This window comes from Synechocystis sp. PCC 6803 substr. PCC-P (assembly GCF_000284455.1).
Classification (GTDB): domain Bacteria; phylum Cyanobacteriota; class Cyanobacteriia; order Cyanobacteriales; family Microcystaceae; genus Synechocystis.
This window is the reverse complement of sequence record NC_017039.1, coordinates 1,394,916-1,419,938: the sequence shown is the minus strand read 5'-3', so window position 1 is coordinate 1,419,938 and position 25,023 is coordinate 1,394,916. Positions and strand designations below refer to the sequence as shown.

Annotated in this window: 26 protein-coding genes and 1 tRNA gene; 10 read left to right on the top strand and 17 right to left on the bottom strand. The window is 48.9% G+C overall.

The features are described 5' to 3' along the window. The first annotated feature begins 65 nt into the window (after positions 1-65). The 3 genes from SYNPCCP_RS06695 (at position 66) to SYNPCCP_RS06685 (ending at position 1,917) form a co-directional block, all read left to right on the top strand. Positions 66-362, top strand: coding sequence for a DUF2442 domain-containing protein (locus SYNPCCP_RS06695; RefSeq protein ID WP_010872498.1), 297 nt, complete (start codon positions 66-68; stop codon positions 360-362). 300 nt (positions 363-662) lie between these two features. Then, the gene (locus tag SYNPCCP_RS17430) at positions 663-962 is read left to right on the top strand and encodes a hypothetical protein (RefSeq protein WP_041425807.1); all 300 of its coding nucleotides are present in this window, start codon (positions 663-665) and stop codon (positions 960-962) included. Between the two features lie 376 nt (positions 963-1,338). Further along, positions 1,339-1,917, top strand: coding sequence for a Uma2 family endonuclease (locus SYNPCCP_RS06685; protein ID WP_010872496.1), 579 nt, complete (start codon positions 1,339-1,341; stop codon positions 1,915-1,917). A 313-nt stretch (positions 1,918-2,230) separates the two neighbouring features. Here SYNPCCP_RS06685 and SYNPCCP_RS06680 read toward each other — a convergent pair whose 3' ends face one another. The 4 genes from SYNPCCP_RS06680 to aqpZ all read right to left on the bottom strand — a co-directional run bounded on the left by SYNPCCP_RS06680 (position 2,231) and on the right by aqpZ (position 7,989). Then, positions 2,231-3,628, bottom strand: coding sequence for a 1-acyl-sn-glycerol-3-phosphate acyltransferase (locus SYNPCCP_RS06680; protein WP_010872495.1), 1,398 nt, complete (start codon positions 3,626-3,628; stop codon positions 2,231-2,233). A gap of 36 nt (positions 3,629-3,664) precedes the next feature. Beyond that, complete coding sequence (locus tag SYNPCCP_RS06675; RefSeq protein ID WP_010872494.1) at positions 3,665-4,069, bottom strand: NIL domain-containing protein; 405 nt, start codon at positions 4,067-4,069, stop codon at positions 3,665-3,667. Positions 4,070-4,089: 20 nt separating this feature from the next. Beyond that, positions 4,090-6,786, bottom strand: coding sequence for a type I DNA topoisomerase (gene topA / locus SYNPCCP_RS06670; RefSeq protein ID WP_010872493.1), 2,697 nt, complete (start codon positions 6,784-6,786; stop codon positions 4,090-4,092). Positions 6,787-7,245: 459 nt separating this feature from the next. Beyond that, positions 7,246-7,989 carry an aquaporin Z gene (aqpZ, locus tag SYNPCCP_RS06665; RefSeq protein WP_010872492.1) on the bottom strand — a complete coding sequence of 248 codons (744 nt, stop codon included), beginning with the start codon at positions 7,987-7,989 and terminating at the stop codon, positions 7,246-7,248. A gap of 371 nt (positions 7,990-8,360) precedes the next feature. Between aqpZ and SYNPCCP_RS06660 the strand changes: the two genes are divergently transcribed. From SYNPCCP_RS06660 to SYNPCCP_RS06640, 5 genes are all read left to right on the top strand, one after another. Further along, positions 8,361-8,675 carry a helix-turn-helix transcriptional regulator gene (locus SYNPCCP_RS06660; RefSeq protein WP_010872491.1) on the top strand — a complete coding sequence of 105 codons (315 nt, stop codon included), beginning with the start codon at positions 8,361-8,363 and terminating at the stop codon, positions 8,673-8,675. Between the two features lie 192 nt (positions 8,676-8,867). Next, the gene (gene hisC, locus SYNPCCP_RS06655; RefSeq protein ID WP_014407103.1) at positions 8,868-9,917 is read left to right on the top strand and encodes a histidinol-phosphate transaminase; all 1,050 of its coding nucleotides are present in this window, start codon (positions 8,868-8,870) and stop codon (positions 9,915-9,917) included. Between the two features lie 4 nt (positions 9,918-9,921). After that, positions 9,922-10,725: a histidinol-phosphatase gene (gene hisN, locus SYNPCCP_RS06650; RefSeq protein ID WP_010872489.1), complete on the top strand. Its 804-nt coding sequence runs from the start codon at positions 9,922-9,924 to the stop codon at positions 10,723-10,725. A gap of 34 nt (positions 10,726-10,759) precedes the next feature. Further along, positions 10,760-11,182 carry a hypothetical protein gene (locus SYNPCCP_RS06645; RefSeq protein WP_010872488.1) on the top strand — a complete coding sequence of 141 codons (423 nt, stop codon included), beginning with the start codon at positions 10,760-10,762 and terminating at the stop codon, positions 11,180-11,182. A gap of 80 nt (positions 11,183-11,262) precedes the next feature. Beyond that, positions 11,263-12,429: a GntR family transcriptional regulator gene (locus SYNPCCP_RS06640; RefSeq protein ID WP_010872487.1), complete on the top strand. Its 1,167-nt coding sequence runs from the start codon at positions 11,263-11,265 to the stop codon at positions 12,427-12,429. 27 nt (positions 12,430-12,456) lie between these two features. On the opposite strand, the gene SYNPCCP_RS06635 is transcribed toward SYNPCCP_RS06640, so the two are convergent. The 9 genes from SYNPCCP_RS06635 to ureA form a co-directional block, all read right to left on the bottom strand. Continuing rightward, positions 12,457-13,869, bottom strand: coding sequence for a DUF3370 domain-containing protein (locus SYNPCCP_RS06635; protein ID WP_010872486.1), 1,413 nt, complete (start codon positions 13,867-13,869; stop codon positions 12,457-12,459). A gap of 195 nt (positions 13,870-14,064) precedes the next feature. Continuing rightward, a complete protein-coding gene (locus tag SYNPCCP_RS06630; protein WP_010872485.1) occupies positions 14,065-14,931 on the bottom strand; it encodes a sulfite exporter TauE/SafE family protein in 867 nt (288 codons plus the stop codon). Between the two features lie 5 nt (positions 14,932-14,936). Then, positions 14,937-15,476, bottom strand: a complete 540-nt coding sequence (locus SYNPCCP_RS06625; RefSeq protein ID WP_010872484.1) for a rhodanese-like domain-containing protein — start codon at positions 15,474-15,476, stop codon at positions 14,937-14,939. 63 nt (positions 15,477-15,539) lie between these two features. Continuing rightward, positions 15,540-16,073 (bottom strand): DUF3122 domain-containing protein, encoded by a 534-nt coding sequence (locus tag SYNPCCP_RS06620; protein ID WP_010872483.1) that lies wholly within the window; start codon positions 16,071-16,073, stop codon positions 15,540-15,542. Positions 16,074-16,128: 55 nt separating this feature from the next. Continuing rightward, the gene (locus SYNPCCP_RS06615; protein ID WP_010872482.1) at positions 16,129-16,827 is read right to left on the bottom strand and encodes an MBL fold metallo-hydrolase; all 699 of its coding nucleotides are present in this window, start codon (positions 16,825-16,827) and stop codon (positions 16,129-16,131) included. 130 nt (positions 16,828-16,957) lie between these two features. Next, positions 16,958-17,713 (bottom strand): SIMPL domain-containing protein, encoded by a 756-nt coding sequence (locus tag SYNPCCP_RS06610; RefSeq protein WP_010872481.1) that lies wholly within the window; start codon positions 17,711-17,713, stop codon positions 16,958-16,960. Between the two features lie 196 nt (positions 17,714-17,909). Beyond that, entirely contained in the window at positions 17,910-19,103 is a 1,194-nt protein-coding gene (locus SYNPCCP_RS06605; protein WP_010872480.1) for a transporter substrate-binding domain-containing protein, read from the bottom strand. A gap of 219 nt (positions 19,104-19,322) precedes the next feature. After that, a tRNA-Glu gene (locus SYNPCCP_RS06600) sits at positions 19,323-19,395 on the bottom strand. A gap of 155 nt (positions 19,396-19,550) precedes the next feature. Then, entirely contained in the window at positions 19,551-19,853 is a 303-nt protein-coding gene (gene ureA / locus SYNPCCP_RS06595; protein WP_010872479.1) for an urease subunit gamma, read from the bottom strand. Positions 19,854-20,010: 157 nt separating this feature from the next. Between ureA and SYNPCCP_RS06590 the strand changes: the two genes are divergently transcribed. Further along, complete coding sequence (locus tag SYNPCCP_RS06590) at positions 20,011-20,424, top strand: MAPEG family protein (protein WP_010872478.1); 414 nt, start codon at positions 20,011-20,013, stop codon at positions 20,422-20,424. 176 nt (positions 20,425-20,600) lie between these two features. On the opposite strand, the gene crtB is transcribed toward SYNPCCP_RS06590, so the two are convergent. The 3 genes from crtB to SYNPCCP_RS06575 all read right to left on the bottom strand — a co-directional run bounded on the left by crtB (position 20,601) and on the right by SYNPCCP_RS06575 (position 23,662). Then, entirely contained in the window at positions 20,601-21,614 is a 1,014-nt protein-coding gene (gene crtB, locus SYNPCCP_RS06585; protein WP_010872477.1) for a 15-cis-phytoene synthase CrtB, read from the bottom strand. Between the two features lie 60 nt (positions 21,615-21,674). After that, positions 21,675-23,093: a 15-cis-phytoene desaturase gene (gene pds / locus SYNPCCP_RS06580; protein ID WP_010872476.1), complete on the bottom strand. Its 1,419-nt coding sequence runs from the start codon at positions 23,091-23,093 to the stop codon at positions 21,675-21,677. Between the two features lie 293 nt (positions 23,094-23,386). Next, complete coding sequence (locus SYNPCCP_RS06575) at positions 23,387-23,662, bottom strand: hypothetical protein (RefSeq protein ID WP_020861703.1); 276 nt, start codon at positions 23,660-23,662, stop codon at positions 23,387-23,389. Between the two features lie 210 nt (positions 23,663-23,872). On the opposite strand from SYNPCCP_RS06575, the gene SYNPCCP_RS06570 reads away from it, so the two are divergent. Beyond that, positions 23,873-24,601, top strand: coding sequence for a Bax inhibitor-1 family protein (locus SYNPCCP_RS06570; protein ID WP_041425965.1), 729 nt, complete (start codon positions 23,873-23,875; stop codon positions 24,599-24,601). A 134-nt stretch (positions 24,602-24,735) separates the two neighbouring features. Here the strand turns inward: SYNPCCP_RS06570 and SYNPCCP_RS06565 are convergent, their stop codons facing one another. Beyond that, entirely contained in the window at positions 24,736-24,990 is a 255-nt protein-coding gene (locus tag SYNPCCP_RS06565) for a DUF1816 domain-containing protein (RefSeq protein WP_010872473.1), read from the bottom strand. Positions 24,991-25,023: the final 33 nt, after the last annotated feature.

Genomic DNA, 25,023 nt, shown 5'->3' with positions numbered 1-25,023 from the left:
CTCCTAAAGGAGGGGGTTTTAAACCCATTTTTCTGATAATCAAGCAGAGTCAATGGAGAAATGGAATGAACTCTCAGGTTAAAACTCCTTGGTTGAAGGCAATCAGTGTATTTCCTCTGGATAACTTTCAACTGCAAATCAAACTAGAAAATGGTCAAGAATTGATTCTGGATCTTCAAACAATCATTGAAACCAATGACAATTACTGGCGCTTAAAAAATCCCCGTTATTTCCGCCAAGCCCAGATAGATCCCCTGGGGGGCATTGCCTGGCCAGAAGGGGAAGACCTATCTCCCACTGGCCTAGAGCGTTACGCAAAGATTGCTTTTCCCTCCACTATCAACGATGGCTTGATGAGTTAGATATCCTGCTGGTCTTCTTGTTGCCTTCCCGAGGTTCTATGACCAATTTCCCCCCTTTACTAAGGGAGGCTAAGAGGGATAATAGGAGTATCCATTTCTCAGCAACAATACCGGACTTTCAAACCTTCGTTGCCATTGTTACCACGTTGCTAGTCTTTTTGACTGGAGTAGCATTAAAGTATGACACCATCTACTTCCGAAACTACGAAATCTCCATCCCCCAATGGGCAGGACTCAGCTTCGCCGGGCTTACTTTCTCGTTTGTGGTCTTGGATCAACTCCTACGGGGGTTTGTCCGACTTGAGGAAATACAACAAACAACTGAGGCAAGAAACCGAAGAGCTGAGGAAGAGCAACGAAGAAGCGAGGATCGCGCACGAACAGTGGCTCGAGAAGCAAAACAGGATCGAGAACGAGAAGAAGAGCTTGCACGAGCAGAGAATGAAAGAGCTGAGGCAAGAGACCGAAGAGCTGAGGCAAGAGAACGAGAGGCTCGCCGAGTTGGACAAGAAGCTCGCCGAACTAGAATCGAAAATCAATACCGTCTTGCACTCATCCGCTACCAACTTGAGCCCAACTCCCCCCATCGACGACAACTAGAAAATATTCTTGCTTTGTTGGATGAGTATGGGGATACGCTATGAGAATGGTGATTTAATCTCCCTTAAAAAAGGGTAATTGGATTTATTTTTCTGTGGAAAGAATAGTTCAAGAAATGTGAATTATTTCTGCCCTCATCCAGAAACCAAAACAAGAATATTAAAACAGTGCTCTTGTCCCTGCCTTTGCGAAGAAGGGCTAGGAGGGATAATAAACACAGGCAACTTCTCACCCTTTGCTACCAGGGTAACAATGAATTAACGGAAAGAAAGCAAATTTTTCTTCCCTATAATCAAGCCCTAATGGAATCAGCTAGGAAAAATTCCTACTGGTCATGGCCCCGGGCTAAAATGTTACTCTTCCCTAGTGAAAAACTATGATTCATGCTATTGAGACAACGTCTAGCATTTCCCTAGAAGAATTCTTAAACTTACCGGAAACCAAACCTGCCCAAGAATATCAAAACGGAAAAATTATCCAGAAGCCAATGCCCCAGGGTAAACACAGTAAACTGCAAACCACCTTGGCTAGCGAAATTAATCAACGGGCAGAATCCCACCAGCTCGCCTATGCCTTCACAGAACTGCGCTGCACCTTCGGGGAAAGATCTCTTGTTCCAGACATTACTGTTTTCAAATGGAACAACATTCCCCTAGATAGTAGGGGGCAAATTGTTGACAGAATCGATATCCCCCCAGATTGGATCATTGAAATCCTCTCCCCAGATCAATCTCCCCTAAAAGTTATCGAAAAAATAAGTTTTGCCCTTAGGAATGGCTGTCAACTAGGTTGGCTTGTTTCTCCTAGTGAGAATATCGTTATGGTTTTCCAAGGGAACCAACTACCAGAAACAAAAATGGGTAAAGATCCCCTAGCTGTATTAGCCGAACTGCAAGAATGGTTCATCACTCCAGAGATAATTTTTGGCTGGCTGAGTTTTGAACGATTAAAATAGGGACGTTGATTCCTCAGCAACAATGCCGAACTTTCAAACCTTCGTTGCCATTGTTACCACCCTGCTAGTCTTTTTGACTGGAGTAGGATTAAAGTATGACACCATCTACCTCCGAAACTACGAAATCTCTATCCCCCAATGGGCCGAATTCAGCTTCCCTGGGCTTACTTTCTCTCCTGTCCAGTTAGTTTTTCGGGGCTATCTCAATCCTCTATTCTTACAGTGCATTCTTCTTCCTCTATTTATGCCATCTTTTTATCGACTTGGTATAAGTTGTTCAGTTTATTTATACCGGAGAAACCATTAGCAATAATTAAATAATTAGTGCGGATAACTTTTCCTGCAAAACTTCAGTTACCTTGGCGATCGCCAGTTTGCGATTACCTTTGTAATCTTCATAATGATCATCCACCAAAATCGGCTCACCAATGGTTAATTGAACCCGCTGACGACCTAGGATGGGACGATTGTTCAAGTTGCCCCCCTTCATGCGGGTAATGACATTCCAAAGTAATAAAAGAGTGTCGGCAAACCGTTCCACCGTCGGTTTTTCTTTGACGTAATGCCCCGTCACTGCGACAAAATTTTCCACCAAGCGCATATGCCACATTCTTAAATCTGCCTCTTCTGCAATGCGATCCGCTAGACCCTTTTTAACTGGGAATAAAGTCTGTTCGTCCCGCAAATCTTCACGATAAATACAATCCCAACCAGCTTGTTCTAAGCGTCGACAACGATCCGGTAACGTTCCTTTCGGGGTAATTTGAAAATATTCTTCCCCCACCGTTAATGCCGCATGGAGCAAATTTTGGAGGCGGGAAGCAAGTAATTGATTGGGATCGGTTTCAAGGTTATTAAAATTCTCTTGCAGGCTTTGGGCTAAATCCTCCACCGCTGGCAAGTTTTGTTGGTAAAACTGACGGTAAAAATTCTCCATCAGATCCAACATTACCTCCCCCAAGCTATAAAGGCGTTCGTATAATCTGGCTTCGCCCAAACTATGGTCAGTGGTGGGGCCAATGCCGCAGTCGTTTTCCAGTTGGGAAAGTAAATTTTCAATCTCTCGCCAAGGAGGGGTGAGGTAAAAATATTGAATACCCACCGGTAGAATTAGTGTTTGCTCCGGTCTTTGGGCTTTGCGTAAATCCTCCGCACACCAAAATCCCAGTTGGGCAATGCCCGGTTCCAGGGGAGAAATGAGTTCGTTATGGCCGTTGGTGGCTCCTTCTGGGGCGGCGGCCAGGGGATATTGGCCGTTGAGCATTAAATCCCGAGCAGACCGTAAGCCAGGGCGGTCTAATTTCCCCCGCTGAATGGAAGTGCCCCCTAAACGGGGAAATAGCCACTGTAGAAAATCTCCTCCCCAGAGGGGAATGCCCCGGTCATACATAAAGTGGGAGTGGCTCACCGGTGGCGGTTGGAGAGCACCTTTTTTCAGAGCTGGCGGTAATAAATTCCAAAATAAATACCCCATACATAACGGATCGTTGATGCTGGGGTGACGAAAAGCCAGGAGTAAACGGTTTTTGCCTTGGCTAAAGTCCCCGTAGGCCTGAGCTAGAACCTGCAAATTTTCGGCTTCAATTTTGGCGATCGCCGTTTGAGAACGGATCCACCAGGGCAAAATCAGCGGCCCGAGCCGGAGTAACCAGGGCTGGAGATTGGGCGCTAAAAAGTCCAGGGGGGGTTGGGCTTGGATGGGGGATTCCATGGGGATAACTCACCGTTGGCGGAGTCGGCAAAGATGTTAGAAATTAGTGGCGATCGCCTGGACGGGGCAGGAAGGAATACATTGCTCACAGACCACACAACGGGAACGACGGAACATCAAGCGAAAACTATCCGGATCTAAACTCAGAGCCTCCGTAGGGCAAACCCCGGTACAGAGGCCACAATCTACACAACTTTGGTCATCAATGACAATTTCCCGACTAGCCAAGGAAACTTCAATACTCTGGGAGCGCATCCACTCCAAAGACGCTTCCAGTTGGTCAATGTCCCCGGACAATTCCAGTACTACTTTGCCTACCTGATTGGGGGCCACCTGGGCTCGGATAATATTGGCGGCAATATTAAAATCCTTGGCCAGCCGATAAGTGACGGGCATTTGCACCGCACTACGGGGAAAAGTCAGGGTCACACGCTTCTTCATCCTTCTATTTAACTAGTTGTTTAACCAGCCTCGCTGGACTGGTCTGGACTGGCAGCTTTTTTCCGGGTGGTGCGTTTAGTGGTGGTCTTCTTGGCCGTACCAGTGGCACTAGCTTTTTTAGAAGTGGTTTTCTTAGTGCCCTTCGCTGTGGTGGTGGCTTTTTTACGGCTAGTTTTTTTACCGCTGCCGGCCTTTTCCGCCAACAGGGGTAAAGCTTTTTCTAGGGTAATGGTTTCTTCCGTTTCCCCCTCCGGCAAGCTGGCATTAACTTTGCCATGTTTGATGTAAACCCCATAGGGGCCTTTGAACAAATTAACCGGCTCCTGGTCTTCGGGATGTAAGCCCAATTGTTTGAGGGGAGTGCGGCTGCCCCGGCCCCGTTTTGGTTCCGCCAACAACTCCAAAGCCCGTTCCAGGGTGATGGTCAACACATCATCATCCCCTTTGAGGGAACGATAATCCTTGCCATCCTTACCTTGGTCATGGACTACGTAGGGGCCAAACCGACCCAGACTGGCTTTAATATTTTTGCCCGATTCCGGATGTTCTCCCAAATTACGGGGCAGGGCCAACAATCCCACTGCCATTTCCAGGGTGACATCCTCCGGTTTAACCCCCTTGGGCAGGGAAGTGCGTTTCGGTTTCTTATTTTCCTCCGTTGCTTCCCCTAGCTGGACGTAGGGGCCATAGGCTCCAATGAGGATGAAAATTGGTTCCCCGGTTTCAGGATGGATACCGACTTTATCGGGGCCCTCCGTTTTTTGCTTGAGCAACACGGCCACCTGTTCGGGGTTGAGGTCTGCCGGAGTTAGATCCTGAGGAATGGAAGCGGTAATAATTTCTTCCCCCTGGGGAATTTCGATATAGGGGCCAAACTTGCCAATTTTCACCTTAGCGGCCAGGTTTTCCAGCTCAATGGCCTTGGCGATCGCCGGGTCGATCTGGTCTTGGCGCACTTTGACTTGGTTTTCTAGCCCCGATTCCCCCAGGAAAAAGCCCTGTAAATAGGGGAGCCACTGGGTTTTACCGATGGCAATTTCGTCTAACTTCTGCTCCATGCGGGAAGTGAAACCCGTATCCACTAAGTCGGGGAAATGGGATTCCAGTAAACTCACCACCGCAAAGGCAGTGAAGGTGGGGGTCAAAGCTTTGCTCCGCATTTGCACATAACCCCGGTCGATAATGGTGCCAATAATGCTGGCATAGGTACTAGGGCGGCCTACCCCTTCACTTTCCAGCGTTTTCACCAACGAAGCTTCCGTATAGCGGGCGGGGGGTTGGGTTTCGTGGCCCACGGTATCAATTTCTCGGCAATTCGGGCGATCGCCAACTTTGAGGGGGGGCAGAATCACTTCTTGGTTTTCCAGAGCGGCATCGGGATCATCAGACCCTTCCACGTAGGCCCGGAAATAACCGGGGAAATCAATGCGTTTACCCGCCGCGCGAAATTCCGCATCTTCCACTTTTAACAGCACACTCAGTTGGGTAATGCGGGCATCGGCCATCTGGCAGGCCACCGTCCGTTTCCAGATCAACTCATATAAGGCCAATTCCCGGTCTTTTAACCCTGTTTGATTGGGAATGCGAAACTCTGTCCCAGCGGGGCGAATGGCTTCGTGGGCTTCCTGGGCCCCTTTACTTTTGGTGGTGTACTGCTTGGGCTGGGGACTCAGGTATTCTTTGCCGTACATTTGTTGCACGCAATTGCGGGCCGCCGTCACCGCTTGGTCAGAAAGATGCACCGAATCCGTCCGCATATAGGTGATGTAACCCTCTTCGTAGAGTTTTTGGGCCACTCGCATCGTATCCCGGGCGGAAATGCCTAACTTGCGGTTGGCTTCCTGTTGCAGGGTGGAAGTGGTAAAGGGGGGAGACGGTTTACGGACACCGGGCTTTTCTTCGGTATTGACCACTGCCCAGGGCTTGCCGGTTAAACGCTCCTTCAGGGCGATCGCCTGGGCTTCATCCAGCACCACCACCTGTTTATCGGGCAACAACGCACCAGTATTGGGATCAAAATCGCTACCATTGGCTAATTTAGTGCCCCCCAAGGTCATCAACTTGGCCTGAAAAGGATTTTTATTCTGTTCCAGTTCTGCTTTTAAGTCCCAGTAACCAGCGGTCTTAAAGGCCCGGCGGGCCCGTTCCCGCTGCACAATCAACCGCACCGCCACCGACTGCACCCGGCCAGCGGATAGTCCCCAAGCAATTTTTTTCCAGAGCAAAGGGGAAAGGGTATAGCCCACCAAACGGTCTAAAATGCGGCGGGTTTCCTGGGCATGGACTAAATTCTCGTCAATATCGCGGCAATTCTCCAGCGCACTGCGAATGGCTTCCTGGGTAATTTCGTGGAACACCATCCGTTTAATGGGCACTTTGGGCTGGAGCAGTTGCAACAAATGCCAGCTAATACTTTCTCCTTCCCGGTCTTCGTCCGTGGCCAGAATTACTTCGTCGGCATTTTTCAGGGCAGTTTGCAATTCCTTAACTACTTTCTTTTTGCTTTTGGGAATCACATAAAGGGGACTGAAATGGTCTTCCACATTGACTCCCAAATTAGCCCAACTTTTATCTTTGTAAGCCGCGGGTACTTCCTCCGCCGAAGCCGGTAAATCCCGGACATGGCCCATGGAAGCTTCCACCCGATAATCCTGGGGCAGATAGTTGCGGATAGTGCGGGCTTTAGTGGGGGATTCAACGATAACGAGTTTGGACATAGGGAAGGGGAAACGGGGGAAGAAACGAAAAAAGGAGGGCGACGGAGGTCAGACAGATTTGATAATCCTGGCTAATAACCATATAACCAATACTTATCTTAATCTTTCCGGAAAATCAAACCCCGCCTTACTGAATGATAAAGACCAAAAGTTGATTTTTGGCAAGTTCTGTTTCCGCTAAGAACCTATTTGAAAAGCGCAAGGCTAAGTATTTATCCCCCTAAATCTCCTCACTAAAGCTCCGGCTTAAAAAGGGGACTTTTGTCACAGTTTCCCCCATCCCAAGGGGGGCTAGGGGGGATTAAACAGCCAAAAGTCAATTTTTCAGACGCTTTTTAAGGGGAGTTGGGTTAAAGCCAAAAAAATCTCCCCAAGCTTAACCTGAACCATCAGGTATCTGGGGAGTAAAAACATCAACAGGGTCAGGATAACGTAACCCCGATAGTGTCAGCATTTGCTTCACTCTGCTTCGGGTTCGGGACGGCCCAGGTCTTCCAGCACATTGTGATAAACAAAACCTGCCAATAGCGCTCCGGCGATCGGGGCTAACCAAAATAACCACAATTGTCCAATCAAAGCAGGATTGCCACAGAAAAGAGCAACCCCAGTGCTGCGGGCTGGATTCACGGAAGTGTTGGTAATGGGAATACTAATCAGGTGGATCAGAGTCAAAGCTAAACCGATGGCGGCGGGGGCAAAACCAGCGGGGGCAGTTTTATCCGTAACGCCCAAAATGACAATTAGGAAAATGAAGGTGAGAACAAATTCAATTAACAGGGCAGCCAAAAAGCCGTAACCCTGGGGGGAATGGTCACCAAAACCGTTAGTAGCGAGGGGGTTGCTGCCGTCAAGGGAAAAGTTAGGGCCACCCTGGGCAACAATGAAAATAAATAAGCTCGCCACGATCGCCCCTAGAACTTGGGCACCGATATAGGGGGCTAACTGGGAACCGGGGAATCTCTTACCCATCCAGAGTCCAAAGGAAACAGCGGGGTTGAAATGACCACCGGAAATATGACCAAGGGCATAGGCCCCAGTAAAAACCGTTAAACCAAAAGCTAAGGCAACGCCCAGGTAGCCCAAGCCAAATTCGTTGGTATTGCCACCACCAGGGGCGGCGATAAAAGCGGCAAAAACAGCGCTGCCACAACCACCAAGCACTAACCAAAAAGTGCCAATAAATTCAGCAATGTACTTTTTCATTTGCGTCTTCAAAAAGGGAAAAAGAGTTTATTTCTTGTTAGGCTCAATTTAGGCCTAGGTTTAGCCAACTAGTTTGGATCAAAAATATCCACCACGAAAGGTAGCACTGTTTTGTCAAATTTTGTACAAAATCAACGAAAATTTTACTTTTTGGGGGCAAGAATTTGGCTACATTTCCCCAGCATCTAACCCACTCCCTAGTTTTGAACGGAATCTTTGCCCAATCAGCCTGCACAGTGGGGTAATGTCGTAGCTAGATGGGGGGTGAATGGGATCAATTCACACCATAATACATCCAGAGCTTTTCGGTGGTTATCCGCAAGAAAATCGCATAAATTATTTTTAATATCCTCATATTTTTCTATATTGTCGTGAAAACAACGGAAAAAGACCTAATCAGTGTCGGGTTTCAAGCTTTGTCTGACCCTATTCGCCTCCAGGTGCTAACTCTGCTGGAAAATCAAGAACAGTGCGTCTGTGACCTTTGCGACCAACTGAATATTAGTCAATCCAAGTTATCTTTTCACCTCAAACGCCTGCGGGATGCGGAATTGGTGCACACTCGCCAGGACGGCCGCTGGATTTATTACCGTCTCAATCCCGAACAATTTCACCATCTACGGCATTACCTGGAATCCTATGGCCAAGTAACCCAAGCCTATGTTCCCCGCCATTGCTGTGACTGATTGGCAGTTTGGCCATGGCATATCTCCATGTCGTCCCAATCCATCCCTAAAAAATAGCCCAAACAAAGGGCATTCTTTCCCCTGTTTTTTCCTAGACGTCGCCTTTACAGCGGCAACGGTGTCGGGGTATGGTCTGTAATGGGAGAAGCTTTAAACAAAGGGATTTATTGCCCCTTTGATCGTAATTGCGCAATGGTGTCTATCCGTCCGTCCGTCCGTCATACCCCCGCCTATGTGCCTGGGGAACAGCCCCAAACCAACGATTTTATCAAGCTCAACACCAACGAAAATCCCTACGATCCTCCCGCCCAGGTGTTGGCAGCGGTGGCAGCGGAGTTACCAAAAGTAAGGCTTTACCCTGATCCCGTTTCGACCCAGTTACGTCAAGCAGCGGCGGATTTGTATGGAGTGGATTTAAATCAGGTTTTAGCAGGCAATGGCTCCGACGATATTCTCAATATTGTGGTGCGTACCTTTGTCGATCCAGGGGAAACTGTTGCCTTTTTAGATCTTACTTACTCCCTATATGAAACGATCGCCTCAGTCCATGGGGCTAAGGTACAAAAAATTGCCACCGATGCCAATTTTGATTTAACCGGGCCGGTGATTTGTCCAGAGGCAAAACTGATTTTCCTCGCTTCCCCCAATCCCCCCAAAGGCAAGCATTTAAATCGAGAATTCCTTTGGCAGACCTGCGCCCAGGCGGAGGGAGTAGTGGTCATTGACGAAGCCTACGGGGATTTTTCCGACGAGGACCATTGGGACTTTCTGCAAGAGTTTGACAATGTGATTATTTCCCGTACCCTTTCCAAGAGTTATAGCCTGGCGGGGATGCGGGTGGGTTTGGCGATCGCCGCTCCGGCCTTGATTGAAGAAATGGATAAGGTGCGGGATTCCTACAACTTGGATCGTTTGGCCCAGGTATTGGGCACCGCCGCTTTACGGAACCAGGCTGAATTTGTGCCCCTCTGGGAAAAGGTACGCCACACTCGCACCCGTTTAATGGAGCAATTGGCGGAGTTAGATTTCCAGGTATGTCCCTCGGATGCCAATTTTGTGTTTGCCGCTCCCCGTTGGATGGCCGCCGCTGACCTGTACCAAGCCTTAAAGGAAAAGAAAATTCTGGTGCGTTACTTTAACCATCCCCGCATTACCGATTATCTCCGCATTACCGTGGGTACTGACGGGGAAATTGATCAACTACTGTTGGCGATCGCCAGTTTGAAAGGGTCTTTGGGATAGGGAGATGTTACCAGAGGTTGAACAAAGACTATTCATTGCCCAGCAGTTGGCCGCCGTTTCCGGGGAGATCCTTATTCAATACTTTCGCCGTTCCCATTTACAGGGTGGAACAAAAATAGACCAGGTTTCCGCCATTGTTACCCAAGCCGATGAAGAAGCAGAACAGGCCATGGTGGATTTAATCCAGGCACAATTCCCCCAGGATGGCGTAATTCGGGAGGAAGGCAAAAATATTGCGGGAAAGTCTGGCTATACCTGGGTGTTAGACCCCATTGACGGCACTTCCTCCTTTGTGCGGGGCTTGCCAATTTTTGCCACCCTCATTGGCTTAGTAGATGCAGATATGCGGCCAGTGCTGGGCATTGCCCACCAACCCATCAGCGGTGATCGATGGCAGGGGGTACAGGGAGAGCAAAGTAACGTTAATGGCATTCCCTTGGTTAATCCCTATAAAGCAAGCGAAATTAATTTAACTGCCGCCTGTATTGTCTCCACCACACCACTAATGTTCACCACCCCGGTTCAGCAACAGAAAATGGCTGATATTTACCGCCAATGTCAGCGCACCGCCTTTGGGGGAGATTGTTTCAATTACCTCAGTGCCGCTAGCGGTTGGACAGCCATGCCCTTAGTAATAGTGGAAGCGGATTTAAATTTTTATGACTTTTGTGCATTGATCCCCATTTTGACCGGGGCAAATTACTGTTTTACCGATTGGCAGGGCAAAGAGTTAACCCCAGAGTCCACGGAAGTTGTGGCCAGTCCTAACCCAAAATTGCACAGTGAAATTTTAGCTTTCCTGCAATAATTGATCGATGGTTCGTTCTGGGGGGTGATGACGGGTGCAATTAAGCTTTCAAGAACGTTTGGAGTCCATTAAGGCCGGTTGCCTCGGGGCGACCGCCTTTGGGTTGGTTTATGGATTGACCTTGCTGGGCAACACCTATTTCAACCTACTGACAAGCACACTCAATTCGGACTGGATTAACCTGGGTTTGAACTTTGGTAGTGGTTTGCTGAGTGGCTTTTTATTTGCTGTCACCTATCGTTACATCATTCGCCAGGATGACAATGCCCATCTCCGGGACGGGGCGGTTTTAGCTTTCACTTTGGTGCGGAGCAGCGGACTGATCGCGTTACCCACCACTGAAGACCCCCTGGCGATCGCCATTTTGATGGGGGAAAGTCTGATTGGTTTTGCTGTAGTTCGTTCCAGCCTCGATTGGGCCATGGCTAGGGATTGGCTCCGGCCCTTTAAAAGTTGATGGAAATTTTGAGAATTTTATAATCGGTGAAAATTAATTGGGAAGGTGTTGGAAAATTTTGTCGGCAATATCGGCAATAAGTGATGGCTTGGGCAAGGTTACCAGTGGCGATCAAAACCAAACCGTCAATGAACCTTTCCCCAGTTAGGGCCGTCTTAAGCCCTGGGATGAAATCCGGACTGAATCTGCCTACTCCTCGTTTACCATTCCCTAAAATGCTACAGTTCCAAATTCAAAACGACAGCGAAATTCCCGCTTCCAAGCAGTTATTTGACCAAATTCGTTTTGCGATCGCCTCCCGCCAGTATCATCCGGGGCACCGTTTGCCCAGTACTAGACAACTGGCCATGATGACGGGCTTGCACCGCAACACCATCAGTAAGGTTTACCAAAATCTGGAAGATGCGGGCCTGGTGGAATCCATTGCTGGTTCAGGCATTTATGTCAAAGCCCCCAGCACCGAGGAGGGCATGATCCTCGATGGCCCCCTATTCCGGGAATATCCCGAAGCCAGTCAACTAATCCAAAAAACCATTGATGAACTGCTGGGTCAGGGGTTAAACCTCTCCCAAGTGAAAGAGCTTTGTTTGGAAACCATTGATTGGCGGCTGCGTAGTACGGCTAGGGTGTTGGTCACTGTGCCCCAGCGGGACATCGGGGCGGGGCAGTTAATTCTTAATGAATTAGAACAAGCTTTAGTAATTCCGGTGCAGTTGGTGCCCATGGAAACCCTCAAACAAACCTTGTCCGAATTGCCTTCTGGCACGGTGGTCACCAGTCGTTATTTTTTGGCCGAGGCGGAGTCCATTGCTACTCCCTATGATGTGCGGGTGATTCCCGTTGATATTTACGATTACAGCAAAGAGCTAGAGTTGGTCAAAGCTCTGCCAGAGAATTCCTGCTTAGGCATTGTGAGCCTTAGCCCCGGCATTCTCACCATTGCCGAAATTCTTATCCACAGCCTGCGGGGAGAATCCCTCTTTTTGAAATCGGCTCTGGTGAGCGATCCCCAGAAATTACGCTCCCTAGTCCGCACTGCCCGCACCATTATCACCGATCCCGCCAGTGAACCCATTGTGCGTCAGGCGATCGAAGCGGAACGCCATGATTTAATCCGGATGCCGGAAATTATTTGCTCTGAACATTACATTGGCGAAAAATCCATTGCCATCCTCAAACGGGAATTGGGGTTGGGGGAAGAGGAAACGGAGGAGGAAGGGAAGTCGACAAAAGTGGCCACGGCTTAAACTCAACGAAAAACCGCTAAGCCAAATCTAGCGAGTTCTCACTGTTAACAGTTGGGGCGGAGTCGCGTCGGGGGGATAAAGCAGATCCACCTGCACAGTTCTTGCCTCCCCTGGTTTGAGGTCGAGGCTGACCAAATTTTCTCCCTTTTGGCCCCGCCGTTGCACCAGATGGTAGTAACGGTTATTGGTTTGCCCCCGGCGATCGGTATAGCTGAATCTTACTGTGCCTCGGAAAAAGACATTGACCGCAGGAGGTACCAAAAAAGTTAGCTGATCATTGGGGGCATCGTTGAATTTGAGGGGAGTTTCCACCGTCAGGTCCACGGTCTGATTGCGATTGGTATTGTTCACCAAGGGCAAGGTCAAACTATATTGCACTCCATAATTACCGTGGGACTCATAGGCTGTGTCAGGGTAACGCACCGCCATGGGGGCAGACTGATTTTGCCCGGTGCCCATGCGGCCCCCTTCCAAAGCGCTAATGGGATAGGAAAAACCCTGTCCCGGTTCGGGAATGGTTAGCTTTTGGCTGTTGTCATCAGTGATGGTGGCTTGCCACTGGGAGCCAATGGAAACCCCCGCCACCCGGCTATAAATGCGGCGTTGGCTATTACGGGGAATGCGGTCCCTGGGTTGCATCAGGTTGGCAGTTTTGAGCAAATTTTCCCAATCGGCCAAACGGGGAGCCTGTTCTACACCAAGGCTATTCTGGGGAGCATACATGGCCATGCTGGCGGCATGAATGGGGACGTTGGTATTAAGTCGTAAGTAAGCGGAAAAACCGTTGCGGGGTAGTCGAATCGGCGGTGGTTGCCCAGGCACTGGGGTATAGTTCACCGGCAAAGGCTGATTAATTAACATGCGGCTTTGGCCGGCAGGAATGACGAATTTGTCTGGGTAATCCGTTTGTCTTTTGCCCCGTAGTACGTCATTGGTCACCCGACTGCCGGGGCCAGCAAATACATTCCCGTCATTGTTTTCCACCACCGGCGGAAGATCGATAAATAGAGCGTCGGGGGAAGTGAGGGAACTGGCCCCCTGCAGAATTTCCACCGTGGCATCCTGCCGACTGCCATTGAACAGTAACACCCCTAAATATAAAGTTTTCCCTTCAGGGGAAGCCTGGACAACGTGGTGGGCAAAGACATCAAACCGACCTCGGAAAGGATGATTTAGGTGGGCATAGGGATGGCCCATGCCAATGGAAGGCAAAGTGGAGAGGATAATGCCTTCGTTAAAAATCAGTTCAGGACTGTTACTGTTAAAAACGGGAATTTGGTCTAGTTGCCCTGGCAAAGGGCGCACTGGCTGCACAACTTTTAGTTCTTGGGGAGTGTCACCGATGGTGGGGGCGGGCTGGGTAATTACCGGTGGTGGCGTGATGGGAATGGCGATCGGATTAGCTTGGGCCAGAACTAGAGGTGTGAGCAGGGAAAGCATGGATGATGAAGCAGGGCAAAGAACGGGCAATGGAACCCGAGACGGCCAGATGGGTTAAAAAGTGTCGATTTCCCCATTGATTGTAGTTCTTCGGTTACTTTGGCAAAATTGCCGGGGACAGTTAGCTAATTTGCCCTACCCATCAATCTGTTAATCAATGGTAAGTATCAATTCTGTTAATTCATTCTTTTGGATCTACTGTGCTTTTTGCAGCAATACTTGGGAGCTTATTTCGGGCAGATAGCTATTAACTTTGGAGCTTCGGAAAGTATCCCGTTGTTGGAACAAAATAAAGGCGGCGATCGCCATGAGGAAATAAGCAAAACCTTTTTGGAGATTTTTGGCGTCAACAAAACTGGATAGATAGGAACCCAATAAAATTCCCAGGGCGGCGAAGAACGTAAAACTCACCATCAGATGATAATCCAAACTAACTTGGCCAAAATAACCTAAAAAGCCGGCCACAGAGTTAAAGGCAATAATCAACAGGGAAGTCCCGATCGCCTCTTTCATGGGCAATTTTCCCAGCAACACTAGGGCGGGTACAATGGCAAATCCTCCCCCCACTCCCACCAGCCCGGTTAAAACGCCAATGGCAATGCCTTCCGTCAGTAGCCACAGCCAACAATATTTACAAATGGGGGCGGGATAGGTGGCTAAATCAGGATCCTCTGTGGAGGATAACTGGGGTCGTTGTTGGGCTTTGCGGATCATAAAAATAGCCGCCACCAGCATCAGCACCGCAAATAAAATCAACTGAAACGTTTCTGTCACTAAAGGAAGAGCGGCTAGCTTAGCCCCGCCAAAAGCTCCCACCATGGTGGCTGAACCAAAAATCAGGGCCTTGGGGAGATTAACATTACCCCGATGCCAATGGGGAATGACCCCAATCAAGCTCACGGCCCCCACAATCACTAACGTCATGGCGATCGCCGCCTTGGGGGGAACCTGCATGACATAGACCAAAATGGGCAGGGCTAACACCGAGCCGCCACCTCCCAAAAGCCCCAAACTTAGGCCAATGCAACTTGCCAAAAAATAGCCCACCACTTGGAGTGCCATGGTTATTAGTCCTTAATTTGGTTGTAGGGTAATTTGCCCAAAAGATTAGCCATCATACAGGTGCCAGAAAGTCCGGCAAATAATAATCCTGCGCCGACAAAACCACTGAGAAAATAAAATCCAGGGGCGACAAAACTGCCCAGCAAAACCCCGGTCAAAACCAAACTACCGGCAATAATTTGCACCTGACGCATAATGCTGATGGGGGCATTTTTTGTTTTTACCGTCGGCAACCCAGCCTGTTTCCAAGCTAATAATCCCCCTTCCAAATGAATGATTCCTTCCACCCCAGCAGATCTCAATTGTTGCAGGGCATTGCCGGAACGGTTACTACTTTGACAATAGAGTACCGTCGTTTTTCCTTCCGCTTGGGGCAATTGGCTAGGATTCAATCGGGATAAAGGCAAAGAATAGGCATCGGTAATGTGTTCCCCAACAAATTCCAGGGGCTCCCGCACATCAACCAGAATTACCGCATCCTGTTGACGCAATTGTTGCAAAGTTTTGGGGGCAATGGTGACATTGGTTTGGGTTGAGCTAGCCATAGTTTAATCTCCGCTTAAGTTTGTTTTTAATAATTTTAAATTTAGTGGCTAAGCTGTTGCCAATTAATCCGATGCCTTGGCCAACAAACTTTGCCATTCTTGGAGGACAAAATAGGGAACTTTGATTTGTTGTTCTCCCCCTGCCAACGGTAAATTCAATTCCCAAATGCCATTAATTTGTAAATTGGTAAAATCCGTTGTAACCAAAAATTGACCAACATTTTCACCGGGGCTTTTCTCTGCTAAAAGATCGGTTAGGTTAACGGTATTACCACCATTGTCCCGAACCACCAAAGGGGCTGGATGGCGAAAGGATGTGACTCCAGGAAAACCAACTAAACGTAAATTGGTTTCTCTATCACCGTTGGCTTTCGTCCTTTTAAATAACACCACTTGCCAGGTATTCCCTTCCTGGTCCCGTAGGGATTGACGAGACTGGATCAGGGTTTGCCCCGGCTGTTCCGTAGTCTCCCGTACTAGGGCTGGAGTTGCCACCGGCCAAAGAGTTAAACAGGCACAGCAAAGCCCAAAGCTAAGCACTGTTAGGGTTAAAACCTTACCCCAGCGAAGGAAAAGGGACTGACACCAACTGACCATAATTGTGAACGGATTTTTCCGGGAAATGGATCTTGATTAGTCTTGGAGCAAGTCTTTAAACCGCAACAGTCCTTTGACCACAGAGTTGATTGGCGGGCACCGCTTCCATAATTTTCTTTGGATCAGGCAGATTTAAACTATCCATAAATTCGATAAAGTTCTGGCGATCGCGCCCTAATAAGCGGGGGTTAAAACGTTTTTCTTCCCCAATAGTGGAAACGGTGTGGCCCCGGTAGTCATGGCCCGGATAGACAAAAACATCCTCCGGCAGGGTGAATAATTTACCGTGGATAGCGTCATACAACGTACCGGCATCTCCACTTTGGAAATCCGTCCGGCCACAGCCCCGGATGAGCAGAGCATCCCCCGTCAACACATGGGTTTGATTGACCAAAAAAGCTAAATGGCTATCGGTGTGCCCCGGAGTGGCGATCGCCTGGATGGGTATGGAGCCAACATGAACAATTTCCCCGTCCTGCAAATGGCGGTCAGCACAGTCCACCTCAGCATACTGGGGTACGAGGTTTTGACAACCTGTTAATTGCCGTAGTTTTCCCGCTCCGGTGATATGGTCGGCATGGACGTGGGTTTCCAGACAAAAAGTTAACTTGAGATCCAATTCTTTGAGCAAGTTTAGATCCCTATCCACTTGTTCTAAAACAGAATCTACCAAGGCCGCAGACCGACCCTTGGGGTCAGCAATTACGTAGGTGTAAGTGGAGGTTTCCGGATCAAACAATTGACGAAACAGCATGGCTTTTATCGACTCTAATCTTTACATCGTGGAACGAAAACCAACAAAGATCAATCATTCATCGGTTAGATCTTTTAATTATCAGGGAAAATACGGACAGAGTAACAGCCTTGGTAAAATTTTCAGATAATTATTTCATACTAAAAGTGATGGAAACCACTGCGGTGATGTCTTTCTCGATGGAAGAGGTGTCATAGATTCCCATGTCGTTGACATCGGTGGAATTGCGGGAGGTAATTTGAAAAACTCCGGTTTGGGCACTCCGCACTGCCCCCACTTTGCTATTGGTGCTACTGGCGATCGCCTCGGCCCGAGCTTTGGCATCCTTGGTTGCTTCGGCCACCATTTCAATGCGGAGGGGGGCTAACTGAGTATAAAGATACTGGGGCGGTTCTACCGTTAAATTAATGCCTTCATTAATCAATTCGGTGGCTTCCTGGGACAATTTGCTGTAACGATCCACGTCATCGGCACTAATTTCAAACCGTTGCGTAAGACGATAGGCCAAGGTTCTCCCGGTTTCCTGCCCATTTTCAGTAACTTCGGGAATGGCATAGGTTTCCATCGCCCCCATACTAATGGCTGCCGTGGGCACATTTTTTGCTTGGAGATAGGCTTGCACCCGTTCAGTTTGACTTTGTAAATCCTGGTAAGCTGCCTGGGCGGTGGGCTGCTGACTAGAGACAGATAATCCCCAAACAATGTAGTCAGAAGTGATGGGTCGTTTGGCTGACCCCGTAACTATTAATACATCATTAGCATTTTTTACTTCCAGTAAGGCCTTGGCGGCGATCGCCGTGCTGACCACCAAAGACAGGGAAAGTAAAGCTAAACCAGTCAGTAATTGGGGGAATTTTGGCGGTAACAGGGCCTTGATGGTACTCATAGATAGTGCAGCCAAATTTTCAAAAAGAACCTAGCTGCCATTACCGAGAAAATAAACCCCAGGAACACAGCTAGTCCAAGGCTAACATCAATAAAAGGCATTGTTTGCGCTCCCAGTCCAAAAAATACTTTGGCTGTTCCTGACAGTAATTAGTAGGGTTGCAGAGCCAGAACGGTATTATAAGTTTTACCAGGGTTTAGCTAGGGCTTTCTCCTATGTTTTGGGGCAAAAGGTCTTGATTTTCCTCAATCCCAGGCCCTAACCAGCGTTCGGTAAATTCCGCAATTACCCTGCTGTAAAGCAAATTGAGCATCTCCACATTGATAGTCTTTTGCAAAGGACTATTTTCCTTGAGCACAAAGCCATAGGGCTCCAGGGAAACTCGAATTTCTGTCACCTCCAAGTTAAGATTAGGATTCTGTCTGGTGTAGTAAATTAAGGCTGGCCGGTCGAACATTACCGCCTCCACCTGTTTTTTTTGTAGTAGGGTAATGGCTGCTGTCAAATTATTAGTTTCCCTAACGTCAGCCTGATAAAAATTAGCCCAATCCACCGCTGTGGTATCCCGCACCACTGCCACCTCTTTATTTTTCAAATCCCCCACACTTCTAAACAAAGGTGTTGCACTAGCTTCGGAAAGAGCCGTGGAAAAAGCCGAAGCTAACCCCGCCGTAATGGAAGAAAAACTTAATAAGGCCACCAACATCCATACCCCCGCCACCAGTTGCCCTAACTTAGTCCTCGGCGATCGATCGCCATAGCCCACTGTTGTTAGGGTAACTAAGGCAAACCACATGCCATTTTGGACTCCTTCTGGGTAATGGGGGGAAAACTGCTCAGGATTTTTGCGATGTTCTGCTAACCAAATTAAATTCCCCACCAAAAATAAAAGTAGAGTAAGTACCCCCGCTGAAGACAAAGCGGCTATGCCAAAAAAAGGCGAAAATCTTTCCCATAAACTCACCGGTTTGCCTGGAATTAACAGGCCAATGCCACTACTGAAATAGGGCTGGGTGAAGGTAATGCCCTCTATGGCGGCCCGCTCTGGGGTAACACTAATGGGACCAATTAAAATATCCAATTCCCCTTCCGCCACCGCTGTGATGCCTGCGGAGATGGAATTTTGCCTTACATATTCTGAATTCCACTTCTGGGACTCGGCCACTGCTCTCCACACATCTAGGCTAATACCGGTAAATGCTGCGTTTTTTCCTTCTCCATAAAAGACAAAGGGAGGATTGCCCACCACCCCCACTTTTAGTGTTTGCGAGTCTACTGTCTCCACCCCCTGGCCTTGCACTGGTTCCAGCCCTGGTCTCGTAGTAATGTCAATGGCGATCGTGGCAAAACTAAGGGAAACAACTAGTATTAGGCGACGCAGGATTAACATTTGCCAGACAGAGCCTCAAGGACAAAGAACTACGCCCCTATACTGCCATAGATGGAGTTTGGGTCTTGCCATTTCTGCGCTGTTTCCCTCGACAAGCTCCCCGCTTCTTCTTCTGTTCCATAAACCGAAAGAGGGTTTTAAACTTCTTGGGGAATTGTTTGGGTGAGCAACAAAAAAGAAGCCCCGAAGAACTTCTTTTCGTTTTTTCTTTTTTTTTAATACCCCCAAGGGAATTCGAATCCCTGTCGCCTCCGTGAAAGGGAGGTGTCCTAGGCCTCTAGACGATGGGGGCTAGGCAGTCTCGATAACAGTTCGTTATTTCAGACGTTTTTAAATATAGCGATAAAGATTGATCACTGTCAACCCTAGACAATGAATTTTTTCTACGGTCAACAGGCCTGGGGTTTAACGGTAAAAAACAGTCCGCCCTGACCGGCCAGCTCATTACTAGCGAATGGGTTCGTGGACCGTCACCAGTTTAGTGCCATCGGGAAAAGTTGCTTCCACCTGTACCTCCGGTAACATTTCCGGCACCCCTTCCATGACTTCGTCCCGACTCAATAGGGTAGCGCCATAGTTCATCAACTCGGCTACGGTACGACCATCCCTGGCCCCTTCCAGGATAGCGGCGGAAATATAGGCCACGGCTTCGGGATAGTTGAGTTTGAGCCCTCGGGCCTTACGGCGTTCTGCCACTAGGCTGGCGGTAAAAATCAACAATTTATCTTTTTCCTGGGGGCTTAGCTGCATGGGATAAAAAATACAAAAGGAACTTGACTGAGAAAAATAAAAAGTTGGGTAATACCCTGACCGTAAGTATAGCGATTAGTCCGAGCAATATTAATGATTTGGAGGCAGAGTAACTTTTTGGGCTAGTCTGAAAATATACTTTCTTTCACCATGACCGATGACAAAAACCGAGTTACTCTGGCCAGCTTTGATCACTGCTTTGGCGACGATGCTTTACCTGGTGCTGGTGATTAATGTGGGGCGGGCTCGGGCTAAATATGGGGTGATGCCACCGGCCACCACCGGCAATGAAGACTTTGAGCGGGTGCTGAGGGTACAGTACAACACCCTGGAGCAGTTAGCCTTTTTTCTGCCGGGGCTATGGCTATTTGCCATTTACCGAGATCCAACCATTGCTGCCATTTTGGGGGCCGTCTGGTTACTGGGGCGCATTCTTTACGCCTGGGGCTATTACCAAGCGGCGGAGAAAAGAATGGTAGGTTTTGCCCTTGGTTCCCTTAGTTCCATGATTTTAGTGGTGGGGGCACTGCTGTCCATCCTTTGGCAGTTGCGGCAACTGTCCCAGTTTTGAACAAACTTTGTGATTTCTCTTCACCTAAGGGGAAACATCGGGGCGATCGCCTTTGTTCGCTACACTGATAGTTTGAACCCTTCATAAAGTGAGTCCTTAGCCTACAACGGTTGGGGGCTTTTTTTCAGCGGGAAGTCAGGATCAGATCAACCATCGATCAGTGGTCGGAAAAAACCTTAAAGCACCTGGGCCCGCAACCAGGCCACGGGTAAATATAGTAATTTCTTCGGAGTGGGTACATAGGCACGACGATTAAACACATTGTAATTATTGGCCTCAATCACATCCAAAATGCCTTTGTACAACATCAACGCTGTCCACACCGGCCAACGGGCATCCCGATTTAAAGCCCGAATACCCCGTTCCGCATCTTCAAAATAATGGCGGGCCCGGTCAATTTCAAACTTCATTAAACTGCGCCAACGATCATCGTTTACCCCATTGAGTAAATCCTGTTCGCTGTAATTAAATCGTTCTAAATCTTCCAGGGGTAAATAAATTCGACCCCGCTCCACGTCTTCCCCAACGTCCCGCAGAATATTGGTCAATTGGTTCGCCACCCCCAAGGCGATCGCCTCTTCCTGGGGAATGTACACGGCATCGGGTTGCCAAGGGGCCTGGCCATTGCCCGTATCGACTCCCAACACAGCACTGGACATCAGACCGACGGTGCCCGCCACTCGATAACAGTACAAGTCTAGTTCTTCAAAGGTTTGGTAACGGGAACGGTAAAGGTCCATCCGCTGACCGGCTATCATGTCCCGAAAGGGCTGAATATCGAGCGGAAATGTTTCCAAGGTATCCACCAGGGCCACATCGGCATCGTCCTGGGGTTGGCCAGCAAAAATCCCTTCTAAACGCCGCTCCCAATGGTCCAAAGTTTCCGGGGTGGTGGTGGCCGCCTGGGGCCCATCCACTAGTTCATCAGTCCTACGACACCAAAGATAGATCGCCCAAATGGCCCTCCTTTTGGCAGGGGGCATCAGCAAAGTTCCCAGGTAAAAAGTTTTTGCGTACTGGGCCGTTACTTGACGACAAATTTCGTAAGCTTCCTCAACAGAAGCACAGGGCTTTGCAGATGGAGACGGTTTGGGCAGTTGTAACATTAAGGACGGACGGGGTTCGGAAGTCAGCCACCAGGATTGGGGTTTGGTAACTGCACGCTGGGGAGAAATTTGACCGTTAGCCATTTAGCATTGTCGCATTAGGGTTGCCATTTGTCAGGAAGATTACCAGGGAGTCCAGGCGGCTTAACCCACGGTGACTATTTCCCTGGTGGGGGGAACGGTTTGGGGGTTGAAATCGGCGGCGATCGCCTGGGCGCATTGTTTGCCGGAAAGCACCGCCCCTTCCATACTGCCCAAGTATTTTTGCATGGTGAAGTCCCCTGCTAGGTAAAAGTTGGGCACCGATGTCCGTTGATCGGGGCGACAAGCCTGCCTTCCGGGGGTAGCTTTGTAGACTGAGCGGGGGGTTTTGACCACGTGGGATTTAAGCAGTCGGGCTGGATTATCCCCGTTGAAGTGTTGGGGAAAGAGTTGCTTGATCTCCGCCATGGTGGCCGCCACAATCTCTTCGTCGGATTTGCCGATCCAATCCTGGGCCGGAGCCAGCACCAATTCCAACATGGATTTGTCTGGATCACTGTATTCTCGGCAGGTGTTGCTCATGTCGGCGTAAACACTCAACAACGGCGATCGGGAGAATAACAAATGATCAATGTCGGTTAACTTACGGTCAAACCACAGGTGGAGGTTAATGACCGGGACTCCTTCCAAACCTTGGATTTGCTTAAACTCAGGATATTCTCTCCAGGGCGCTGGCACCATGGTTTTCAGGGGATCCACCGGCATGGCAGACACATATAAATCCGCTGTGATCACTTCGTCGGGGGCTCCATCTAGGCCCCGGATTAAGTAACCCTTAACGGAACCATCTTCATTAAGCAAAATTTCTTTGAGAGGTTTATTAATGTGTACTTCCCCTCCCCGTTCCGTAATATAGTCGACCAAAGGTTGGCAAAGACGCTCCGGTGGTGCCCCATCCAGGAATGCCATCTTAGAGCCATTTTTTTCCTGTAAAAAGCGATTGAGGGCAGTAAGTAAAATGGTGGCGGAAATTTCATCGGGATCAATAAAGTTCAACGCCTTACTCATGGCAATGAAAACTTCTTTTTCGATGCGGGGGGGAATATTTTGTTTGGCCATCCACTCTGACCAAGTGTATTTATCCATTTCTTCCACATAGCTCTGGCCCTGGACAATGGCCGGCAAGAGTCCCAAGCCAAAGCGAATTTTCTCCGGCCAGGTAAGCATATCGTTGTTGCGAAGAATGGCTACCAAACCATTGATGGGGGCCGGAATATCCGGAAAATCGAACCGAGAGTAGGTACCTGGTTTCTCTGGTTGGTTGAAGATCATGCTGTGCTCTTTCCATTGCAGACGATCTTCGATATCCAATTCCTTAAATAACTGCAACATGTTGGGATAGGCCCCAAAAAAAATGTGTAGGCCGGTTTCGTACCAATCTCCGTCCTCATCTTTCCACGCGGCGATCTTCCCGCCTAATACATCCCTACGTTCCAAGACGACGGGGGTAAAGCCCGCATCGGCTAAGTATTTGGCACAGGCTAGGCCGGCTAATCCGGCTCCGGCGATCACAACGCGCATGGGTTACTGTCTCGCTAAGGCATTTGGGGTTTACAGGTTGATTGTTATTATACTTTACGTTTCGTAATATTTCGGGGGACTTTGCCAAGATAGCCAATTTGTATTAAATGCTACCAGGGCGATCGCCAAGGGAGAAAACTAGCCTGGTCAGGGGATGGGAGTATTTGACCGCCTTAGGCCACGGCGATGCAAACAGTGGCGGCGAACTTTTTCGCGTCCCTTGGACCGCCAGAAATAGCAACCAAATTCCCTCCATCGGTAACGGAAAACCAGGTCACTGCAGCGGCAGGGGATCAGGAATAGTCTTCTTCAGTTTCCGCTTTCTCCATGGCTTCTTTTTCCTTTTTCCTCTCCGCCAGTACACAGGCCTGTCCTGCCCCCAACACAAAGCCGGCGATCGCCCCGAACCAGATTAAGCGCCGCCCATAGAAAGTACGATAGGGCTGACTCATGGTGACCTGTACTTGGCTAGGCCGTTGACGCAGGGCAATCTGCCCCATGCCCCAACCAAACACGGTGCCGAGGAGGGCAGTCATCACCCCACTCAAGACAATAACACGATAATTCATAGGACTAAGGCCTCCTGGTCTGACAATGGAACAATACACAGTTCATGCTTAGCTCAGCCGGCGGGATCCAGGGGCAGAAATAGCCCACAAATAAGGGCTTATAAGGACTTACCAGCACTTAAAGCAAGGCCATGGTTGTCGATAGTATATTAAAGGTAAGGGAAAAATAATTTCCCCCCTGTGATTATCCTAGTCAAAAATCCACTTTTTATGAGCAATACCAGCAATTTTCGTCAGATCATGGCGGAGGCAAAAGGCCAAAGTCTGATCGGGCCAAACGTGATCAAAAACGCCCTCCCCTATCTTGGCGGAGGCTTGGTGCTGACAGCGGCGGGAACCTTTGGTGGTCTCAGCGTCATGCAGGGCAATCCCGGTCTATTCATGACCACCTTTTGGGTCGCTTTAATCGGTAATTTTATTCTCTTTTTTGTCGCCATGCGGGTGGCGCAAAGTGGCAATAACGCAACGGCTTTGCCCTTGCTAACCCTGTATAGTCTGCTATCTGGTTATACCCTGAGTGGCATTATTTACCTGGCCCTGCAAACCAGTGGAGTGGGTATCCAAGGCATTGGTGTGGCGGCCCTGGGCTGTGGTGTAACTTTTGTGGTGGCCCGTAGTATTGGCTCCAATTTATCGGAAGAAGATGGCATTGCCCTGAGCAAAACCGTCAGCTTAGCCTTGATTGGACTAGTGGTGGTGATGCTTCTCCAAGTGGTGCTCGGCTTTTTTGGGGTCATTACCCCTACCTTTTTGGAAGTGGCCATTTCTGGCTTCGGGGTGTTGCTATTTGCCGGCGTGTCGGTGGTGGACTTTTTTGTTCTCCCCCGCACCTACCGGGATGATCAATATTTGGCTGCATCCCTGTCCATGTATTTGACCTATATCAACCTGTTTATCTTCATTCTGCGTCTACTGATTGCCCTCAACGGTCGAGACTAAATTTTTAGTAAGATCTCGTTGCTCAGAATTTTAGCTGTAAAGATAAGCTGGATCCCCTAGTTAACCAAATAACTGGGGGATTTGTGCTTTGGGGAGAAATTAGCCAACAAGCTTCCCCATTGCTGGCGGTTTTCTCAGTCTTCGATGGTTAATTTTCTTGGCTTATAGGAGCGTTCTATTTTGTATTCAATGCCCTGGGCTCCCTCCATCTCCAAATCCTGGAGATAACCTTGGTGGTGGGCGATCGCCTCTTCTTGGGAAGTAAAGGGGCCAAAATAATAGGTACAGCGGGGAGACTGGGTGGAAACACGAATCCACCATTTACGGTTGGCAAAAAAGGCTAGACTGACGGCACAGAAGAAAATAAGGAACAGCAGAACGCCAAACATAAACAACTCGCTCGATGGGAAATAATGAATGAT

What these genes read in the sequence shown, in the direction of transcription:
- hisN (WP_010872489.1), top strand. Translation starts at nt 9,922, where the DNA reads ATGTTACCAGAGGTTGAACAAAGACTATTCATTGCCCAGCAGTTGGCC.
- SYNPCCP_RS06680 (WP_010872495.1), bottom strand. Translation starts at nt 3,628, where the DNA reads ATGGAATCCCCCATCCAAGCCCAACCCCCCCTGGACTTTTTAGCGCCC.
- SYNPCCP_RS06565 (WP_010872473.1), bottom strand. Translation starts at nt 24,990, where the DNA reads ATGTTTGGCGTTCTGCTGTTCCTTATTTTCTTCTGTGCCGTCAGTCTA.
- SYNPCCP_RS06695 (WP_010872498.1), top strand. Translation starts at nt 66, where the DNA reads ATGAACTCTCAGGTTAAAACTCCTTGGTTGAAGGCAATCAGTGTATTT.
- SYNPCCP_RS06610 (WP_010872481.1), bottom strand. Translation starts at nt 17,713, where the DNA reads ATGAGTACCATCAAGGCCCTGTTACCGCCAAAATTCCCCCAATTACTG.
- pds (WP_010872476.1), bottom strand. Translation starts at nt 23,093, where the DNA reads ATGCGCGTTGTGATCGCCGGAGCCGGATTAGCCGGCCTAGCCTGTGCC.
- SYNPCCP_RS06570 (WP_041425965.1), top strand. Translation starts at nt 23,873, where the DNA reads ATGAGCAATACCAGCAATTTTCGTCAGATCATGGCGGAGGCAAAAGGC.
- SYNPCCP_RS06635 (WP_010872486.1), bottom strand. Translation starts at nt 13,869, where the DNA reads ATGCTTTCCCTGCTCACACCTCTAGTTCTGGCCCAAGCTAATCCGATC.
- aqpZ (WP_010872492.1), bottom strand. Translation starts at nt 7,989, where the DNA reads ATGAAAAAGTACATTGCTGAATTTATTGGCACTTTTTGGTTAGTGCTT.
- SYNPCCP_RS06685 (WP_010872496.1), top strand. Translation starts at nt 1,339, where the DNA reads ATGATTCATGCTATTGAGACAACGTCTAGCATTTCCCTAGAAGAATTC.
- SYNPCCP_RS06625 (WP_010872484.1), bottom strand. Translation starts at nt 15,476, where the DNA reads ATGGCTAGCTCAACCCAAACCAATGTCACCATTGCCCCCAAAACTTTG.
- SYNPCCP_RS06575 (WP_020861703.1), bottom strand. Translation starts at nt 23,662, where the DNA reads ATGAATTATCGTGTTATTGTCTTGAGTGGGGTGATGACTGCCCTCCTC.
- SYNPCCP_RS06620 (WP_010872483.1), bottom strand. Translation starts at nt 16,073, where the DNA reads ATGGTCAGTTGGTGTCAGTCCCTTTTCCTTCGCTGGGGTAAGGTTTTA.
- ureA (WP_010872479.1), bottom strand. Translation starts at nt 19,853, where the DNA reads ATGCAGCTAAGCCCCCAGGAAAAAGATAAATTGTTGATTTTTACCGCC.
- crtB (WP_010872477.1), bottom strand. Translation starts at nt 21,614, where the DNA reads ATGGCTAACGGTCAAATTTCTCCCCAGCGTGCAGTTACCAAACCCCAA.
- SYNPCCP_RS06590 (WP_010872478.1), top strand. Translation starts at nt 20,011, where the DNA reads ATGACAAAAACCGAGTTACTCTGGCCAGCTTTGATCACTGCTTTGGCG.
- SYNPCCP_RS06615 (WP_010872482.1), bottom strand. Translation starts at nt 16,827, where the DNA reads ATGCTGTTTCGTCAATTGTTTGATCCGGAAACCTCCACTTACACCTAC.
- SYNPCCP_RS06675 (WP_010872494.1), bottom strand. Translation starts at nt 4,069, where the DNA reads ATGAAGAAGCGTGTGACCCTGACTTTTCCCCGTAGTGCGGTGCAAATG.
- topA (WP_010872493.1), bottom strand. Translation starts at nt 6,786, where the DNA reads ATGTCCAAACTCGTTATCGTTGAATCCCCCACTAAAGCCCGCACTATC.
- SYNPCCP_RS06605 (WP_010872480.1), bottom strand. Translation starts at nt 19,103, where the DNA reads ATGTTAATCCTGCGTCGCCTAATACTAGTTGTTTCCCTTAGTTTTGCC.
- SYNPCCP_RS06630 (WP_010872485.1), bottom strand. Translation starts at nt 14,931, where the DNA reads ATGGCACTCCAAGTGGTGGGCTATTTTTTGGCAAGTTGCATTGGCCTA.
- hisC (WP_014407103.1), top strand. Translation starts at nt 8,868, where the DNA reads ATGGTGTCTATCCGTCCGTCCGTCCGTCATACCCCCGCCTATGTGCCT.